We start from the raw sequence: 18,910 nt of genomic DNA, 5'->3' as shown, positions 1-18,910 counted from the left end.
AACAATATGTAAGCTGTAAATTATGTATACAGAGGCTCTATGTAGATTAGCGTATTATATGATAATATTGGTTTTAAACGAGCATATTACAAAAAAATATAAGATTCTTATTTCTTAATATGTACTTATTTTAATGTGTGCATATTTGCACAATGATGAAATAATGCACATAAAAAATCATCTTACAGTTACAATATATTTTTAGCAATAAAATAAAATGTGTGCAAAAATGCACATAAAATCGTGGATATAAAAAATATATATAGTGATATTCACAACAAAATTGAGGATGACATAATTTTATATGATGAAAAATTGTTAAATTAAACAATATATCTAGGCGCCGTTTGGCATTATTATTGCTATATTATAAGTGTAATATAAGTAAGGGAGGTATATATTATGAGAATATCAAGAAGTAAAATTTTACCCGGACTGATTGTTATATGGATTGTAGCCTTGGCTATTTATTTCGCTTTTCCGCCTTTGGAGGAAAAACTGCTTGAGGGGCCGCATATTCTGTTTGACTATTTGACATGGCAAAACGGAGCCATAGATAATTGGGGCTACAAAATCCTTTGGATAATCGGGGATTTAACAGAAGGCACGGTACATAAATCTTTAATTGCTTCAATAGGCCTGTTGATTGGCGGGCTTGTTGCCCACAAGCTTTGGCTGAAAAAATCAGACAAAATGGGTAATCCTATATGCGCAAACCTTGGAGTGTTTCCTTGGGTTGTTGCGGCGGCTTTTATAGGGATGACAGTTTCAACATTATTGTACAGCCCTTCTTTAAAAAACGGTTGGATGCCTACATTCCTTCCGGGATGTACTATACCTGCCGCATTAGTATTTATGTATGGCGGGGGATGGACTGTTGCGTTAACAGGCGGTATTATTTCGGGAATAGTACAGTTTCCAATGGGATGTTTCGGAATTAAAATTGCAACCATGCTTGGCCTTCCCAGTATTTCGGGAAATGCCATTTTCGGCATGGCTATTGCCGGCATTCTGATTATGGAATTTGTCAGGCTGCTTCCGTGGATGAAGCCTATTATAAAAGCCAAAGAAGAAGAAAAGAAAAAAGCCGCGGCTGCGCCTTTGCCTGAATTAAAAGCCGGAGAATTGCCTCCGCTGCCTCCTACTGTTGGAACAGGAGTTGGCTGGATGACTCGCCGAACGTTATCCGACTTTACTGAAATTTATTTTATGGGCAATGAAATAGCCGGCGCCGGCCTTATATTGGGCTTGATTATAAGTTGGGTTATGAATCCGGCGCATCCATGTTACGGAGGTTTTACATTTACATCGGCAATTTTGGCATCGCAGCTTATGGGAACTTCGCTTGCTATATTTGTGCATTATGATAAGTGGCAGAAATTTGGGTGGTATAACACATTTACTGCCAGCCTTGCACAGGGGGCTTTTGTAATGACATTCGGAACATCATTGCCGATTATAATAATAGGGGCGCTTATGTCTTCATTCCTATGCCCGCTTTTTGCAGCGGCGTTAAGCGGAAAATTGACGCGGTATCACGGCGTTGTGGGAGGTACGGGCGGTATGGGTATTGCGATTGCCATTGAAGCCGTTATTATTAAGCTTATAATACCGTATCTGCCTATTTGATTTTCATTTCGTACAATTCACAAGACAAATTTTTTAAAGACTATGTAAACAGAATGTATTAATCCCGCTTTTAACAGGCGGGATTTTTTATGCAGATTAGAAGGCGGATTGAAATTATTATTTTATTATTGTAAATAAATATTGTGTAAAAAGGGTATTTTGATATTATAAGCTGTTATAACCAATTAAACTTTTGGATTTGTATTAAAATATGATTTTAATTATGAAATGCGGTTGGAATAAAATGTTCATGAAATATTGCATTATATTATAATTTTAGTCAATAAAAAATAATAATTTGCGTATATAATAATTTTTTTTAATGCATAAAATCAAATACATCTTATGCGCTGTTTTAATTTATATATATTTATTAATTTATTATAAAAAACGTCGATATTCACAAAAAAAATTGGTAATAAACTATAAAATAATACGATTTTTAGGCAGATTTAATGCAAAAGCCGTCACTCAAAATAGAATGTATTCATCAGATGAACATAATCAATTTATTTACGGTTTTATGCTGAATGTTTGTGACAGAAATACATTGACTAAAAAATTTTTTATCTATATAATGAACATATGGATTTGTAAGTTTTGTAAATTGTTTGAATCATGAAATATTTTAAGGAGAAGCACATGGACGCTTTTGATATTATAGGGCCGATTATGGTTGGGCCTTCAAGCTCTCACACGGCCGGCGCGTCAAGGATCGGCAAATATGCATATACGTTTTTAGGAGAACGCGCCGTAAAAGCCGATATTTATTTCAGCGGCTCTTTTGCCAAAACATATAAAGGGCACGGAACAGACAAAGCTGTTATTGCCGGTATTTTGAATATGGATACCGATGATATAAGACTTAGAAACAGCCTTGAAATTGCCGAAGAGAGCGGACTTAAATTTACTTTTTATGAAACGGATATTGAAGGAGCGCATCCGAATACAGTTTTAATTGAACTTACCGGCGAGAGCGGGAAATATGTTTCGGTTCAGGGGGCGTCTGTAGGAGGCGGAAACATTCTTATTACCAAAATAGACGATACCGCTGTAAGCATAAACGGAAAAGCTACAACAATAATAGTCCACCATATGGATGTGCCCGGTATGATTTCTGACGTTACGAATATACTTGCAAGGCGCGGCGTTAACATAGGAAGGTTTGAGCTTAGAAGAAGCCGCAAAGGCGGCATTGCAGTTATGGTGATTGAAATTGACGGCGATATAAATCCGTCTGTAAATGAGGCTATAAAGAACTTTCCTAACGTAACGGGTTCTACAATATTAAAAGCAATTTAATAATCTATGAGGAGGAAAAATATGAAATATGACTCCATAGCTGAAATTGTGCGTCTTGCCGAAGAGAGCGGAAAGAATATATCAGATTTAGTTATAGAAGAACAGGCGCTGTCGCTTGAAACGACTCAAGAAGAAATTTTCAACCGGATGAAAAAGGCTCTTGAAGTTATGAAGGAAGCAGTTTTGGAAGGAGTAGATCCGGACAAGCGTTCTGCAAGCGGATTAACGGGCGGAAGCGCATACAAAATGAAAAAACAGGTTGACGGCGGCAGAAATATATGCGGAAAAATATTTGGCGAAGCTATGGTGAAAGCTCTTGCCGTTTCCCAGACAAATGCATGCATGGGCAGGATCGTGGCAGCCCCTACGGCCGGAAGCTGCGGAATACTTCCGGGAGCGCTTCTGACAATAATGGAAGATCGTGGGCTGGATGATGATACTGTAGTAAAGGCGCTGTTTACGGCGTCGGCTTTTGGTATGGTTATAGCCAATAATGCAAGCATTTCCGGAGCTGAAGGCGGATGTCAGGCTGAGTGTGGAAGTGCGAGTGCGATGGCGGCGGCCGCCCTTGTTGAAATGTGCGGAGGCAGCCCGCAAATGGCATCCGATGCTTGCGCAATATCATTAAAAAATATATTGGGCCTTGTATGCGATCCGGTTGCAGGCCTTGTAGAGATACCTTGTATAAAAAGAAACGCCATGGGCGTTGCCAATGCTTTTGTCGGGGCAGAGCTTGCTCTTGCAGGCATAGAAAGCGCTATTCCGGCTGACGAGGTTATTTTGGCTATGAAGAAGATAGGAAATTCTATGCCATCGGCATTAAGGGAAACGGCAGAAGGAGGTTTGGCCGCAACGCCGACAGGCCGTGAACTGTGTAAAAGGGTTTTTGGTTAAAGTTATTATTGGAAACTAACTGTAAATGGAGGTAATGTAAATGATTTCATTAGAAATGCTTTATGATGCGCAGCGCGTATTACGGGATGTGGCAAGGTTAACGCCGGTATCTTCCGCTCCGAAAATCGGAGAAAATATTTATATTAAAGCCGAAAACCTTCAGCTGACCGGTTCTTTTAAACTTAGGGGGGCATATTACAAAATACACAGCCTTTCTGCAGAAGAAAAGGAACACGGAGTTATTGCATGTTCGGCGGGAAACCATGCGCAGGGAGTTGCTTTGTCGGCTTCGAAAGCGGGAATTAAATCTATTATTTGCATGCCGGAAGGGGCGCCTTTATCAAAGGTGGAAGCTACCAGGAATTATGGGGCTGAAGTCGTGCTTGTTCCGGGAGTATATGACGACGCATATGCGAAAGCAGTGCAGCTTGTTGAAGAAAAAGGCTATACCTTCGCCCATCCGTTCAATGACGAAAGAGTTATTGCAGGGCAGGGGACAATAGGCCTTGAAATACTTAACCAGCTTCCGGATGTGGATGTCGTGGTTGTACCAATTGGCGGGGGCGGGCTTATAAGCGGTATTTCATACGCGATTAAAGCTATTAAGCCTGAATGTAAAGTTATAGGCGTTCAGGCGGCCGGAGCTCCAAGTATGTATAATTCAAGAAAAAACGGGGCTGTAACAGAGCTTGACAGCGTTTCAACCATTGCCGACGGCATAGCGGTTAAAAAGCCGGGTGATTTGACGTTTGAGCTTTGTCAAAAATATGTTGATGACATCGTAACTGTGAGTGAAGATGAAATCGCAACAGCAATACTTACATTGATGGAAGGGCAAAAAACTGTTGCTGAAGGCGCGGGGGCAACCTCAGTTGCAGCCGTTATGTTCAATAAAATCGATGTTAAAGGCAAGAAGGTTGTATGTGTAGTTTCAGGAGGCAATATCGACGTCAGTATTCTATCAAGGGTTATAACAAAAGGCTTGACAAAGTCAGGACGTATTGCTGAATTCACAACGAAGGTTATGGATAAGCCGGGCCAGCTTATTAACCTTTTACAGGTTGTTTCGAAAACAGGCGCAAATGTTATGAGCGTTGTACATGAGAGGGAAGATGAAAAATCTGAAATTAATTCATGTGTTGTGACTATGGTTTTGGAAACAAGGAATATGGAACATGTTAAAGAGATACGCAGCCTGCTGAAATCTAAAGGATATGAAGTTTTTTGATATTTTACATGTTGTTTATTTTGATTGAGAAGGAGGGAGTTGTGGGCGAAATAAATTATGTGCCCACAGCGGAATTTTATGGAGAAAGAAAAAAAGAAAATAGGGTTGCTTCCTAAGCTTATTATAGCTATTATTTTGGGTATCGTGATCGGCATGCTTTCAAAAGAAGTGCTTAATACTGACGTTATAATAAGGCTTGGCGCTACTTTTAACGGGATTTTCGGTAATTTCCTTAACTTTGCGATTCCATTAATTATTATAGGATTTGTTGTTCCTGGTATTGCGGATCTTGGAACAGGCGCGGGAAAAACTCTTGCGCTTACAGCGCTTGTTGCATATATTTCAACAATTATGGCAGGCTCTATTGCCTACTTTACAGATACTGCTATTTTCCCGAGTTTCCTTGAAGTAGGTTCGATTGTTATGGACAATGCGCAGAATGCGGAAGAAACAATGCTTTCCGGATTTTTCCAAATTGAAATGCCTCCGGTAATGGAAGTTATGACAGCTCTGCTTATTGCATTTACATTGGGCCTTGGAATTGCAGTTACTGACAATAAGCCTTTGAGGGATGTATTTAATGGGCTTCAGGATATTATAACCAAGCTTGTAACAAGCATAATTATTCCTCTGCTTCCTTTCCACGTTTACGGTATATTTGCAAACCTTACATTTGCAGGCACTGTATTTGAGATTATGACAGTATTTATAAAAGTGTTTGGTATTATACTTATACTTCATTTTGCTATATTAATTATCCAATATACAATAGCAGGCGCTGTTGCAAAGAAAAATCCTTTTATGCTTATCAAAAATATGATACCGGCATATTTTACGGCGATTGGCACACAGTCGTCGGCAGCGACAATACCTGTTACGGTAGACTGTACGAAAAAGAACGGAGTTGTAGACCGTATTGCCGAATTTGTATGCCCGCTTTGCGCTACAATACATCTTTCGGGAAGTACAATTACGCTTACGAGCTGCTCTATTGCTATAATGCTTCTTAACGGCTGGGATGTTTCTTTCGGTTCTATGCTTCCGTTTATTTTAATGCTTGGCGTTACTATGGTTGCGGCTCCCGGAGTTCCGGGCGGAGCGGTTATGGCGGCGCTTGGTATACTTGAATCAATGCTCCACTTTAACGAGCCTATGCTTGCGCTTATGATTGCCCTTTACATAGCTCAGGACAGCTTCGGTACTGCATGCAACGTAACGGGTGACGGAGCTATAGCCGTGTTTATGGATGCTATATCAAGTAAAGAGGAAAAAGCACAATAATTTTGACTGATTAACTTTTGCCCCTGTATTAGAAGTATGTATTTGGATTTTGGCAGTAAAATTAAAGCAGGCCGCCTGTTTTTAAGCAGGCGGCTTTTTATGCGCTTAAAATAAATAATATGAGAGTACGTTTGTTAACAGATTATCTTGATGAAGTTTTAATACATATAATTTTAACAATATTTTTTGTCCATAAAACAGATTTTTAAAGCTGTAATACAGGTTAATATTGCTAAAAAAAAGCGCCATTTTTATATGTATTTTTGCATTTTATATATTTACGGTAAATATGGTGTAATGATATAATTGTTAACACAAAGCTACATGATTTTACTTTAAAATAATATAAATTAGGCGGTGTAAACAATGAAATTTACGAAAATGCAGGGATGTGGAAACGACTATGTTTATATAAACTGCTTCGAGGAGAATGTTGAAGATCCTTCAGCTCTGGCTGTTAAAATGAGCAACAGGAATTATGGTGTAGGCAGCGACGGCCTTATACTTATATGCCCAAGCGACGAGGCGGATTTCAGGATGAGAATGTTTAATGCGGACGGTTCTGAATCTGAAATGTGCGGAAACGGTATAAGATGTGTCGGCAAATATGTATATGACAGGGGGCTTACCGACAAAACTACGGTATCCATAAGCACGCTTGTCGGGATTAAAATATTGGAACTAAATGTTATTGACGGAGCGGTGGATACTATACGGGTAGATATGGGCGAACCTGTTTTTAAAGCTGAAAAAATACCCGTTTCTGAAGGCGGGAATGAAATCGTTAGGAAAACTATACAGGCATGCGGGGAAAATTTTAAATTTACATGCCTTTCAATGGGAAATCCCCATGCAGTGACATATGTAGAAAACATAAAAGATTTTGATGTTGAAAAATACGGAAGCGTTATTGAGAATGATAAGTTTTTCCCAAACAGGGTCAATGTGGAGTTTGTTGAAAAAGTAAACGATAATTATTTGAAAATGAGGGTTTGGGAACGCGGCTCAGGGGAAACGCTGGCATGTGGGACAGGAACATGCGCCTGTGTGGTGGCGTCGGTTTTAAATGGGTTATGCGGCAGGAGAACGGAAGTTGAACTTCTCGGCGGCAACTTAATGATTGAATGGAACGAAGAAAATAACCGCGTATATATGACAGGCCCGGCCCGCTATTCATTTGACGGCGTCTGGCTTGCATAGCTATAAATTAACGGCGGAATTGTTCTGCCGGCGGTTTTATCAGAATTTTAAAAAGGGGGATTTTAAATGGCTGATAGTTATATTCAAGGGCTTATAGCCGAGAGAATCGGCGGGGACAAATTCGGAAAGGATACTGTCCTTTATAAGTTTGAGAAAATTAAAAGGGCAAAGCGCGCGGCAATGGCGGCTTACCCGGGTGTGGAAATTATTGACATGGGCGTCGGCGAACCTGACGACATGGCCGATGCAGGCGTTATTGCGGAGCTTGCAAAACAGGCGGCAGTTTGGGAAAATAGGGGTTATACAGATAACGGCCGCGAGGATTTTCAGAAAGCCGCTGCAAAATATATGAACGACATATATGGGGTTAAAGGAATTGATCCGTATACACAGGTTATACATTCGATAGGTTCAAAACCGGCGCTTGCAATGATTGCACAGGCGTTTATAAATCCGGGAGATATAACTATTATGACAATTCCCGGCTATCCTGTAATAGGAACTATGACTTCATGGCTTGGCGGTAAAGTTTATAAGCTTCCTTTGCTTGAAGCCAACGGATTTTTGCCTGAATTATCTTCCATACCGGAGGATGTTGCAAAAAAAGCAAAGCTTTTGTATATAAATTATCCTAATAATCCGACTGGGGCATTTGCGTCAAAGGAATTTTATAATGAAGTTATTTCTTTTGCTAAGAAATATAATATAGTTGTGGTTCAGGATGCCGCATATGCCGCTTTAACATTTGACGGAACAAAGCCGTTAAGTTTTCTGAGTGTCGATGGCGCAATGGATGTGGGCATAGAGATACATTCCCTCAGCAAGGCTTTCAACATGACGGGATGGAGGATGGCGTTTGTAACAGGTAATCCGCTTGTAGTTAAAGCTTTTGCGGCTGTTAAAGACAATAATGACTCAGGGCAGTTTAATGCAATACAGCTTGCAGGCAAATATGCTTTGGAGCATACTGAAATAACGTCGGAAACGGCAAAAAAATATTCAAGACGCCATGACATGCTTGTGGAAGTTCTTAATAAATTGGGCTTTAAAGCAAAAAAGCCGAAGGCTTCATTCTATTTATATGTTAAAATACCAAAGGGAATTAAAGGTGGAATTGAGTTTAAAAATGCAGAAGAATTCAGCCAATATCTTATAAAGGAAAAGCTGATTTCAACAGTGCCATGGGATGATGTGGAGCCATATGTTCGTATGTCGGTTACATTTGTTGCAAAAACAGAAGATGAAGAAAAAGGGGTTATTGACGAGATATATAGAAGGCTTTCCGATACGGAATTTATTTTCTGATTAAACTTTAGAAATTGAAACATTAGTGTGTATGTTAATATACAATAATATATAAAAGTGTGCATTAAAGTCTGAAAAAACGGATAAGAATTAGCTTATCCGTTTTTTCACTATTCATAATGTGGAACAAAAACGGTAGGAAATATGGATAATGAATAAATTATGCTATGCAAACATACAAAAAAGAGATATACTAAGAGGGCTGGAAAGGAAGTGGTAAGGTGGCTAAGGAAAGAGAACTTCATGCAACGCAAGAAAAGGCAGAGAGGGTTATACTTGTTGGTTGCGATTTGGAAACGGAGGGGATGGATATAGATTCATGCCTTGACGAATTGGCAGAACTTGCTGCAACGGCCAAGGCTGAAATGGTCGGTAGGATAATACAAAAAAGGGACAGGCCGCATCCCGGCCATTATTTAGGGACAGGTAAGATAGAGGAACTGAAATTAATGATAAATGCATTGGACGCTACAGGCATAATTTGTGACGACGAATTGACGCCGGCGCAGATTAGAAATATGGAAAAACTCCTTGAAACTAAAATAATGGACAGGACAATGGTAATACTTGATATTTTTGCTTCAAGGGCCTCTTCGAGCGAAGGAAAAATACAGGTTGAACTTGCGCAATTAAAATACAGGCTTTCAAGGCTGACAGGTTTGGGTGCTTCATTATCACGTCTCGGCGGCGGAATTGGAACGCGCGGGCCTGGTGAGAAAAAACTGGAAGTTGACAGGAGATATATAAAAGATCGTATCTCTGAACTCAAAGGAGATTTGGAAGATGTAAGAACGCACAGGGAACTTTTACGCTCCCAAAGGGAGAGGAAAGGAATGCCGACAGTGTCTCTTGTCGGATATACAAACGCCGGCAAAAGTACTATTTTAAACGGCCTTACAGATGCCGGAGTGCTTGAAGAAGATATGCTTTTTGCAACTTTGGATACGACTACAAGAAATGTTAAGCTTCCGGGAGGAACAAATATACTTCTTTCTGATACAGTCGGTTTTATACAGAAACTTTCACACCACCTGGTAGAGGCGTTCAAGGCTACTTTGGAAGAACTTAAATATGCAGATGTGCTTTTGCATGTAGTTGACGCTTCAGATCCTGGAAGGCAGCATCATATGGAGGTTGTGTATAAAACGCTTAAAGAACTTGGATGCGATGATAAGCCTGTTATTACTATATTTAATAAAATGGATAAAGATGTTGAACTTCCCGTTCCGGCAGACAAATATTGTAAAACTTCCATAAAAATTTCCGCAAAAAATAAAAAAGACTTGCAATTTTTGAACGAAACTATTGAAAACGTATTAAAATCTTATAGAAGTACAGTGAAGATTTTAATTCCATATACGGAAGGCAATTTATTGTCGCTGTTACATGGAAGGTGTGAAATAGTATCGGAAGAGCATACGACTGAAGGTACCGTTATAGAAGCATATGTTAATGATGAAACGAAAAGCAGATTTAATAATTATATCATAAGATGACTTTTAAGACACAAATGGTGGCTTTTGGTAAAGGTTTACAATATCCTTATCATAATATGCGAAAAATGACGCAAACTTTGTGTAGAATTTAATTGGAAAAAGATGTATAATGCATTTAAGCTTTTATGGAGCTAAGACATTTGGGGAGGTAGATTTTTTTGCTAGAAGCATTAGAAGCAAGGTTTGTGAAAGATGAGGTAAACGATTTCCGCATTAACTATTATATTTTGGAAGACAATGGTTATTATGGGATCGGGGCAGAGAAGGTACAAAATGACACAGTCGTGGATAAGGATAATATTAGGTGTATTTTTGAAACAGAAAAAGAAGCTTTAGGCCTGATTAGGACGTTGGCCGATAACACCGTTACGCCGTTTGTACTTGCGGAAGTGATTGATGAATTAATGAATTGAAGTTAGCTTTATCAGAGAAAGAAAAGTAAATAACCATGTATATTAAAACATTTAATATACATGGTTATTTTTTACATAAATGGTTTATTGATATTGCTGTAATATATATAAATCAATGTATACGCTATCAGAATAATGTTTAAAAGCGACATTATTGTGAGAAGGAACCTAAGTTTGCTGTTTCTTGTCTGTGGCAGGCATACATATACGACATTGTAAAAAACAGGCGCCAGAAGCATGCCGCAGCCGATAAAGAATATCCAGACAATTGCTGAAATAGGTATAAATTCCGAGGCAAAAAGAGCGGCACAGTTTACAATAAATGTTGCGGTAAAGTGTTTTTTTGCAGTTTTTATGTCGTTTAGTTCCGATTGGGAATCGCTGTGTGAAGAAAGAAGTTTCATTTGTGCTTTATTAAGTAAAATTGATAAGACAAATCCAATAACCCATAGTGTAATTGCCCTTGCAAATCCGCTCATATATGTGCCTCCAATATCGTTTATCTATATACATTATATAAAAAAGATAGGCATTGTCAACTTTTATATTCGGCAGTCGGTGTGTTTTTGAAGCAACTGCATATTGATTTTTAATAGTAGGATATTTTTGATATATAAGGATATTATGTTTATATGAAAACGGTTTTGAAATTAGATTTAAAAACAGCATTTTTTCCGGCATATTCCATTGAAATTAAAGACAAAAATACTTATAATTAGCATATAAGTTTAAAATAAGGAGAAGGATAATGAAAAAAATAATTGGTTTTATGCTTACTTTATCAATGGCTTTCGGCGGTATAGCCATGCCTGTTCAGGCGGCTGAGGAAGAGATGAGGGGCGTTTGGGTCGCAAGCGTCTATAACATAGATTTCCCCTCAGTTTCGAATGTCGGGAATGTTTCAGCCCAAAAGGCCGAATTTTCGGAAAAACTTGACAGGTATAAAGCGGCCGGACTTAATACGGTTATAGTCCAGATAAGGCCGAAAAACGATGCGCTTTATAACTCTGAAATAAATCCATGGAGCGATGTGCTTACAGGCTCGCAGGATGGGTATCCCCAGTATGATCCTCTTGAATATATGGTTGAGGAAACGCATAAGAGAGGAATGAAAATCCATGCATGGCTCAATCCATACAGGGTAACTACGTCCGGAACAGACGTAAGCGTGCTTGCTGATAAAAATGCCGCAAAGAAGCACCCTGACTGGCTTATATCGCATAATAATGCATTGTATCTTAATCCGGCTTTGGAAGAAGTTCAGGATTTTATATGCGACACCGTGGAAGAGATACTCGTTAATTATGACGTAGACGGAATACATTTTGACGATTATTTTTATCCTGACAAGTACCCGCTTACAAACGGCGACGGGGACGGTCCTGAGGCAGATCAAAGACGCGAAGATATTAACAGCCTTATAAGAAAAGTTCATGAAACAGTAGAAATGTATGGAGACAACGACGTTGAGTTCGGCGTAAGCCCGGCCGGTATATATAAAAATACAGTGGATTTCAAAGGATCGCAGACTTATTATAACGGTTATGCCGATACTCTTGAATGGATTGAGAATGGTTGGGTAGACTATATTGTACCTCAAATTTATTGGGAAACAAACCACTCAACAGCTCCTTATGAAGAGGTTGTAAAATGGTGGGACAAACAGGTTGAAGGCACGGACGTGGAACTTTACATAGGCGAAGGCCTGTATAAAGACGTTATTGCCGGAGAAATAGGCAGTCACCTTGAAATATGCGGAAAATATGACAACGTATCCGGAAATATTTATTACAGCTCAAAAGATCTGCTCAACAACAGACAGGGGGCATATGATACGTTAAAAACAGCATATGCGGAAACTCATATCGAAAATGATACTCAGAATCAGACAAAACCAAATGTTCCTGTAAAAACGGTAAACGCAAAGTATTCAAAATCTTCCGTTATGGTTAACGGTGTGGAAAAAACGCTTGAAGCGTATAATATCGACGGTTATAATTATTTTAAACTGCGCGACTTGGCGTATGTGCTGAACGACACAGACAAGCAGTTTGATACCGTATGGGATGAAGATAAGCAGTCTATAACATTATCTCTTGGGGAAAAATATACTGAGGCAGGCGGCGAGCTTGAGGCCGGCAACGGCAGCGACAAAACTGCCGCAGTTTCAAATGCAACGCTTTATGTTAATAATTCCCCTGTAGAATGTGAGGCGTATAATATAGACGGAAATAATTTCTATAAGCTTAGGGACGTTGCAAAAGCAGTTGACTTCGGCGTTGTTTGGAACAATGAGCTTAACGCTATAGGAATAGTAACTCTTGTCGGGTACAGCGAATAAAGGTTTAAGCGGCCGTCGGTTAACATAATCGGCGGCTTTTTAGTGGAATTTTATTTTAAAGTATGGTAAAATATTTTTCATATTTTTATTTTGGAGGTAAAAGCATGATTAAAGAAAAAGAGCACTTTAATGGAAGCCAAAATTATGTTGCAAGCGAACAGCTTATGAGATCGGTAAATATTGCAATGGCGCTTGAAAAACCGCTTTTGATAAAAGGCGAGCCGGGAACGGGAAAAACTATGCTTGCAGAGGCTATCAGCAAAGCGCTTGATAAAGAACTTATTATATGGAATATTAAATCCACAACAAAAGCTCAGGACGGGCTTTATGTATATGACGTTGTCCAAAGGCTTTATGACAGCCAGTTTGGGGGAGAAGGCGTAGACGATATTAAGAAGTATGTTAAGCTTGGAAAACTCGGAGAAGCTTTTAACTCGGAAAAACAGGTAATACTTTTGATTGACGAGATTGATAAGGCGGATCTTGAGTTCCCTAACGACCTTTTGTGGGAACTTGATAAAATGGAATTTTATATCCCTGAAACAAAAGAAACGATAAAAGCTAAACAAAGGCCGATTGTAATTATAACTTCCAATGCGGAAAAAGAACTGCCGGATGCGTTTTTAAGAAGGTGTATATTCCATTATATAGAATTTCCGTCGCAGGAACTTATGGAAGAAATTGTTAAGGTGCACTTTGACAGCCTTGACGAAAAGCTTCTTGCGCAGGTTATGGATACTTTCTATTGGATAAGGGAAATGGACATACAGAAAAAACCAAGCACTTCTGAAGTTATCGACTGGATTCAGGCTTTGGAAATAGGGGGAGTATCTCCTGAACTTATTAAGAAAGAAGTTCCTTTTGCGGGCGTGCTGCTGAAGAAAAATGAGGATCTTGAGACGCTTGAAAGAGTTAAAAGAAGATTCAAATATTAAATAAGGAGTGAAAGCTATGTTTACCGCCTTTTTTTATTTGCTGAGGGCAAAGGGGCTGAAAGTTTCGCTTAATGAATGGCTTACACTTATGGAAGCTTTGGATAAAGGGCTTGCGTATTCAAGTTTTACTTCGTTTTATTATCTTGCAAGGAGTATTTTGGTTAAAAGCGAAACGGAGTTTGATAAATTTGACGGGGCGTTCCTTGAATTTTTTAAAGACATAAAATATTTTGAGGAAATTCCAAAGGAGCTTATGGATTGGCTTAACAATCCGAAAGAGAAAAAAGACAATTATGATAAGGCGCAGGATGAGTATAATTTAAGTCTAAGCCATGAAGAAATTCAAAAAATGCTGCTTGAAAGGTTAAAGGAGCAGGACAGCGAACATAACGGCGGCAAATATTGGATTGGCACGGGAGGAATGTCCGTTTTCGGAAACAGCGGCAATGCTTCAAACGGTATAAGGGTAGGCGGAAAAAGCATGCGGCGAAGCGCTATGCAGGTTGCAAGCGAACGTAATTTCAGGGACTTCAGGAATGATACTGTGCTTGATACAAGACAATTTCAAATGGCTTTCAGGCGTTTAAGACAGTTTTCAAGCAGGGTTGACGCGCCTAAAACCGAACTTGATGTTGACGGAAGCATTGATGAAACATGCAATAATGCCGGAAATTTGAAGCTTGTATATGGAAGGCCCAGACAAAACACGGTTAAAGTGCTTTTGCTTATGGACAGCGGCGGTTCAATGGATTTTTACAGCGGACTTTGCAGTTCATTGTTCCAAGCTGTAAGCAAATCAAGCCATTTTAAGGATTTGAAGGTTTATTATTTCCATAATTGTATATATTCAAAATTGTATACCGATCCTTACTGTATCCCGGGAAATTGGATTGATACCGAATGGGTGCTGAAAAATATAAGCGGCGATTATAAGGTTATTATAGTGGGCGATGCATCAATGGATCCGAGCGAACTTTTGGGAAGGAGCTATTACAATTACGGCGCGAGAACTGAGGTTACCGGAATGGAATGGCTTAAACGGTTCCAAAGCAAATATGAAAATATGGTTTGGCTTAATCCTATAGTTGAAATCGAGTGGAGATCCTCATTCTGGATGCAGACATATAACATAATTAACAATGAGTTTGATATGTACCCGCTTACTGTTAACGATTTGGAAAGAGCTCTTAAAAAACTTATTGCCGCAAGATAACATGCCGTATACTTTTGGACAGGCACGGTAGAGTCTGTCCAAAAGCAGCGGCTTTTATTGTTTTAATTCAAAATGGTTTTTATTAAATGATAAAAGCCCTTCGTCTCGAAGTTTACAAAGTTCGTTTGACATTGCGCTCCTGTCAACGGAAAGGTAGTCGGCAAGCTGTTGTCTGTTAAATGGTATAACGAATGAAGATGAATTATATTTGACAGACTGTGATGAAAGATATGAAAGAAGTTTTTCGCGTGTCGTTCTTTTTGATATATGTTCCATTTTTCTTGTAAGAAGTATGTTTTTTTTTGCAAGTATCGTTAACAGGTTTTTGATAATTGCCGCCTGAACTTTGCATGAAGGGGCCTGTGCAGATATAACTGTTCTGACGTCAAGAAATAATATTTCTGTTTTTTCTGCGGCTACGGCGCTTACCGAAAGAGGTTCGTCGGGTATGCACGCATACGACTCGGCAAAAATATCTCCTGTTCCGATTTCGGAAATTATTGTCCTGTTTCCCCAAAAATCTTCGTTTATAATATAAATTTTACCTGAAAGTATAATGCCGAGGGAAGAAGCGAAATTTCCGCTTGTTAAAATAAAAGTTTCTTTTTCAAAGGTTTTTCTGTTTACAAATGAGCTTTTAATGAAATCCTCGGCGTCTTTTTTATCTATCCCTTTAAAAAGCGTTTGATTTAATATGTCCATAAATATTCCTTTCTGTTGTTTTTACAACCGATTTACAGAAGAAATTGTAGTATAGTTTAGCCATAAAGTCAATTAATTAAAAAACTTTGAGGGGGATAAATATGATTAGGAAAATTATTGAAATAAATGAAAACAAATGCAACGGATGCGGAATATGTGCGGAAGCCTGTCATGAAGGCGCTATAGGAATGGTAGACGGTAAGGCGAAGCTTTTAAGGGACGATTATTGCGACGGGCTTGGGGACTGCCTTCCGGCTTGTCCTACCGGGGCTATTTCCTTTGTGGAAAGGGAAGCGGCGGCATATGACGAGGAAGCTGTTAAGCGCAATAAAACAAATAAAACTTACGGAAACTCAAATTCAGGCTGTAAAGGCAGCGCGGCAAAAACAATATCAAGGAATATTGAAGAAAACGGCCGAAAATCTGAAGAAGTTATATCCCAGCTTATGCAGTGGCCGGTGCAGATTAAACTTGTTCCCGTTAAAGCGCCGTATTTTGACGGGGCAAATCTTCTTGTGGCCGCCGATTGCGCCGCATTTGCATTTGGCGATTTTCATAGGAAATTTATGAAAAACAAAATCACTGTTATAGGCTGTCCTAAACTTGACGGAGTCGATTATTCTGAAAAACTTACTTCGATAATAGCTGAAAATGATATTAAAAGCGTTACTGTTGTGAGAATGGAAGTTCCGTGCTGCGGCGGGATAGAAAATGCCGTAAAAACTGCTCTTATGAACAGCGGTAAGTTCATACCATGGCAGGTGGTTACGATTACAACTGACGGAAGAATAAAAGAATAGTAATAAATATACCTTAAAATTAATATTATTGCAGACAAGCGGGAAACATGGTATTTTCCCGCTTTAGTTATATGTACTTTTATGTATAACAGTATATTTAGAAGATAAAGATTTTATTACTATATAAATTATTTTTCGTTGGATTTGCACAATTACGGAATGCAGAGAATATATTGTGTAATAAAAAATTTTTGGAGGAAGAAAATGAAAAAAAATAAGGTTTTGTTGTGTATTTTTTCATCACTTCTGCTCATTTCCGCATGTTTTACAGGATGTACAAAGGACGAAGAACTTACTGAGGTGAGGCTTAATGAGGTTGTTCACTCGATTTTTTATGCCCCGCAATATGTTGCGATGGAAAAAGGCTTTTTTGAAGAAGAGGGCCTTTCAATAACTCTTGATGTGGGGCAGGGAGCCGACAAATCAATGACAGCTTTGCTTTCAGACAGCGCGGATATTGCCCTGCTCGGTACGGAAGCCGGCATATACGTTTATAATGAAGGCAAAGAAGGGTATCCGAAAGCGTTTGCTCAATTAAACTGATGAAAACGGATTATATATAATAATATATTTGAATTGTCCCGTTTTCCATATCCAGTAAAATTTTCGATATAAACTGTTTTGCCAGGCAGTTGCGTTCTTCAATGGGAATTGAAGCAGCTGACAGAATACTATAAAGATTTAAAGGCGAAGGCAGGCTGTGTTTTTGGCAGTTTATTTTCAATTCTTCAAGCTTTTTATATATTATATCTTCTTCTTTTAAAATCAAATTTTTATTGCGGCTGTATTCTTCCAAGCTGTCTACATTTGAGAAATATGCTTTTTCCGCAAGAATTTTTTTTCTGGATATGTTTTCTAACTGCTTTTTTAAATTATCGGCAATTTGGTTTTCGGATTTTACGGCAGGCATACAGTTAATTTTTATAGTGTCTGGTATTTTTAAATCATTTTTGACTGTTTCTAAGATTAATTTTTCAATTTTTTTGCTTGATATGGTTTTTTGGAAGTCTTTATCGTCTTTCAGACAGTGGGTACATTCAAATGCGCTGTATTTTCCTTTGTTATATTTATGGAGAATAAGAGGAAAGCCGCATTTGTTGCAGTATACGAGCCTGTAAAGCCAGCTGCTTATATTTTTGGCTTTTTCGCCGACAGGCGAAGCGTTTGAATCCAGTTTTTTTACAGCGGAAAGATGTTCCTCAACTGAAACAATGGGCGTATGGGAACCGTTTGATATTATCCACTCATTTTCGGGATTTGGGGAAGTTTTATTTGATGAAATGTAATTGTATCTTGTAAGTCCGGCGTACACAGGGTTTTCCAAAAGATATTTTATGGTACAGTTACGCCACAAACCTCCGTTTTTTGTTGTTATTCCGTTGTCATTCAGATATCTTGAAATATATGTAAGGCTTTTGTTATGCGACAGGAATAAATCGAATATTTTTCTCACCGTTTCCTCTTCAGAATTGTTTATAACAAGGTTCTTATTGATGAGATCGTATCCGAAAGGAGGTTTTCCGATATGTTCCCCCCGTCTTGCTTTTTCAAACATTCCCTTTTTAACTTCGTCGGAAAGGTTAAGGCTGTAGTATTCGGCCATCGCTTCAAGCATAGATTCAAGTATAATTGAGAATTTATCGTTTTCTATATGCTCGGTTATGCTTATAACTTTTATTCCGTATTCCTTGCGAAGAAGGGATTTATAAACTACGCTGTCTTCACGGCTTCTGGCGAACCTGTCAAATTTATGTACAAGTATCATTTCAAACGGTCTTGGCTTTTGTTTGGCGGCGGAAATCATTGCCATAAATGCAGGACGTTTTTCGGCTTTGCGACCCGAAATTCCTTCATCTACAAATATATGTTCTTCCTTAATTTCTATATTATTACATTTTGCGTATTCTTTAATAGCCCTTTTCTGTGCGTCAGGAGAAAATTCAAGCTGTTCATCGGTTGATACCCTAATATAAGCGGCGGCATTTTTCATAGACTATTAAACCTCGAAATTATATGTTATATTAAAAATATACTGTTTTATAAATTTTTATGACATTTATAGAGGAACAATTTATTTTGTGATGCCGGTATTTGCCTTAGGATTGGACATTTTTGCTGAAATGAGTAATAAAATTAACATTATATTCATATTTTTAACCGGAGGTGTATTG

At 38.6% G+C, this 18,910-nt stretch carries 17 protein-coding genes; 14 read left to right on the top strand and 3 right to left on the bottom strand.

Features of this window, described 5'->3' with window-relative positions; all coding sequences use genetic code 11:
* Positions 1-402: 402 nt before the first annotated feature.
* The 9 genes from NE664_06820 (at position 403) to NE664_06780 (ending at position 10,748) form a co-directional block, all read left to right on the top strand.
* A complete protein-coding gene (locus NE664_06820; protein ID MCQ4726375.1) occupies positions 403-1,629 on the top strand; it encodes a hypothetical protein in 1,227 nt (408 codons plus the stop codon).
* A gap of 642 nt (positions 1,630-2,271) precedes the next feature.
* Positions 2,272-2,931: an L-serine ammonia-lyase, iron-sulfur-dependent subunit beta gene (sdaAB, locus tag NE664_06815; GenBank protein ID MCQ4726374.1), complete on the top strand. Its 660-nt coding sequence runs from the start codon at positions 2,272-2,274 to the stop codon at positions 2,929-2,931.
* 21 nt (positions 2,932-2,952) lie between these two features.
* On the top strand, positions 2,953-3,825 hold the full coding sequence (gene sdaAA, locus NE664_06810; protein ID MCQ4726373.1) for an L-serine ammonia-lyase, iron-sulfur-dependent, subunit alpha: 873 nt from the start codon (positions 2,953-2,955) through the stop codon (positions 3,823-3,825).
* A gap of 40 nt (positions 3,826-3,865) precedes the next feature.
* Positions 3,866-5,053 carry a threonine ammonia-lyase gene (ilvA, locus tag NE664_06805; GenBank protein MCQ4726372.1) on the top strand — a complete coding sequence of 396 codons (1,188 nt, stop codon included), beginning with the start codon at positions 3,866-3,868 and terminating at the stop codon, positions 5,051-5,053.
* A gap of 78 nt (positions 5,054-5,131) precedes the next feature.
* Positions 5,132-6,334, top strand: a complete 1,203-nt coding sequence (locus tag NE664_06800; protein ID MCQ4726371.1) for a dicarboxylate/amino acid:cation symporter — start codon at positions 5,132-5,134, stop codon at positions 6,332-6,334.
* A 366-nt stretch (positions 6,335-6,700) separates the two neighbouring features.
* Positions 6,701-7,534: a diaminopimelate epimerase gene (dapF, locus tag NE664_06795; GenBank protein MCQ4726370.1), complete on the top strand. Its 834-nt coding sequence runs from the start codon at positions 6,701-6,703 to the stop codon at positions 7,532-7,534.
* A 66-nt stretch (positions 7,535-7,600) separates the two neighbouring features.
* Positions 7,601-8,839, top strand: a complete 1,239-nt coding sequence (locus NE664_06790; GenBank protein MCQ4726369.1) for an LL-diaminopimelate aminotransferase — start codon at positions 7,601-7,603, stop codon at positions 8,837-8,839.
* Between the two features lie 221 nt (positions 8,840-9,060).
* Positions 9,061-10,335, top strand: coding sequence for a GTPase HflX (gene hflX, locus NE664_06785; GenBank protein MCQ4726368.1), 1,275 nt, complete (start codon positions 9,061-9,063; stop codon positions 10,333-10,335).
* A 158-nt stretch (positions 10,336-10,493) separates the two neighbouring features.
* Positions 10,494-10,748, top strand: a complete 255-nt coding sequence (locus tag NE664_06780) for a DUF6514 family protein (GenBank protein MCQ4726367.1) — start codon at positions 10,494-10,496, stop codon at positions 10,746-10,748.
* 71 nt (positions 10,749-10,819) lie between these two features.
* On the opposite strand, the gene NE664_06775 is transcribed toward NE664_06780, so the two are convergent.
* Complete coding sequence (locus NE664_06775) at positions 10,820-11,227, bottom strand: hypothetical protein (GenBank protein MCQ4726366.1); 408 nt, start codon at positions 11,225-11,227, stop codon at positions 10,820-10,822.
* A gap of 269 nt (positions 11,228-11,496) precedes the next feature.
* On the opposite strand from NE664_06775, the gene NE664_06770 reads away from it, so the two are divergent.
* From NE664_06770 to NE664_06760, 3 genes are all read left to right on the top strand, one after another.
* The gene (locus NE664_06770) at positions 11,497-13,089 is read left to right on the top strand and encodes a family 10 glycosylhydrolase (protein ID MCQ4726365.1); all 1,593 of its coding nucleotides are present in this window, start codon (positions 11,497-11,499) and stop codon (positions 13,087-13,089) included.
* Between the two features lie 104 nt (positions 13,090-13,193).
* On the top strand, positions 13,194-14,024 hold the full coding sequence (locus NE664_06765) for a MoxR family ATPase (GenBank protein ID MCQ4726364.1): 831 nt from the start codon (positions 13,194-13,196) through the stop codon (positions 14,022-14,024).
* Positions 14,025-14,040: 16 nt separating this feature from the next.
* Positions 14,041-15,237, top strand: a complete 1,197-nt coding sequence (locus tag NE664_06760; protein ID MCQ4726363.1) for a VWA containing CoxE family protein — start codon at positions 14,041-14,043, stop codon at positions 15,235-15,237.
* Between the two features lie 54 nt (positions 15,238-15,291).
* Here the strand turns inward: NE664_06760 and NE664_06755 are convergent, their stop codons facing one another.
* Complete coding sequence (locus NE664_06755) at positions 15,292-15,939, bottom strand: Crp/Fnr family transcriptional regulator (GenBank protein MCQ4726362.1); 648 nt, start codon at positions 15,937-15,939, stop codon at positions 15,292-15,294.
* 101 nt (positions 15,940-16,040) lie between these two features.
* Here NE664_06755 and NE664_06750 point away from each other — a divergent pair, with 101 nt between their 5' ends.
* On the top strand, positions 16,041-16,739 hold the full coding sequence (locus NE664_06750) for a 4Fe-4S binding protein (protein ID MCQ4726361.1): 699 nt from the start codon (positions 16,041-16,043) through the stop codon (positions 16,737-16,739).
* A gap of 204 nt (positions 16,740-16,943) precedes the next feature.
* Complete coding sequence (locus NE664_06745; protein MCQ4726360.1) at positions 16,944-17,282, top strand: ABC transporter substrate-binding protein; 339 nt, start codon at positions 16,944-16,946, stop codon at positions 17,280-17,282.
* A 10-nt stretch (positions 17,283-17,292) separates the two neighbouring features.
* Here NE664_06745 and NE664_06740 read toward each other — a convergent pair whose 3' ends face one another.
* Positions 17,293-18,729 (bottom strand): recombinase family protein, encoded by a 1,437-nt coding sequence (locus NE664_06740; protein MCQ4726359.1) that lies wholly within the window; start codon positions 18,727-18,729, stop codon positions 17,293-17,295.
* Positions 18,730-18,910: the final 181 nt, after the last annotated feature.

This window comes from Anaerotignum faecicola (assembly GCA_024460105.1).
Classification (GTDB): Bacteria; Bacillota; Clostridia; order Lachnospirales; family Anaerotignaceae; genus JANFXS01.
Note: the sequence above shows the minus strand (reverse complement) of the source record. Positions and strands in the feature narration are given on the sequence as shown.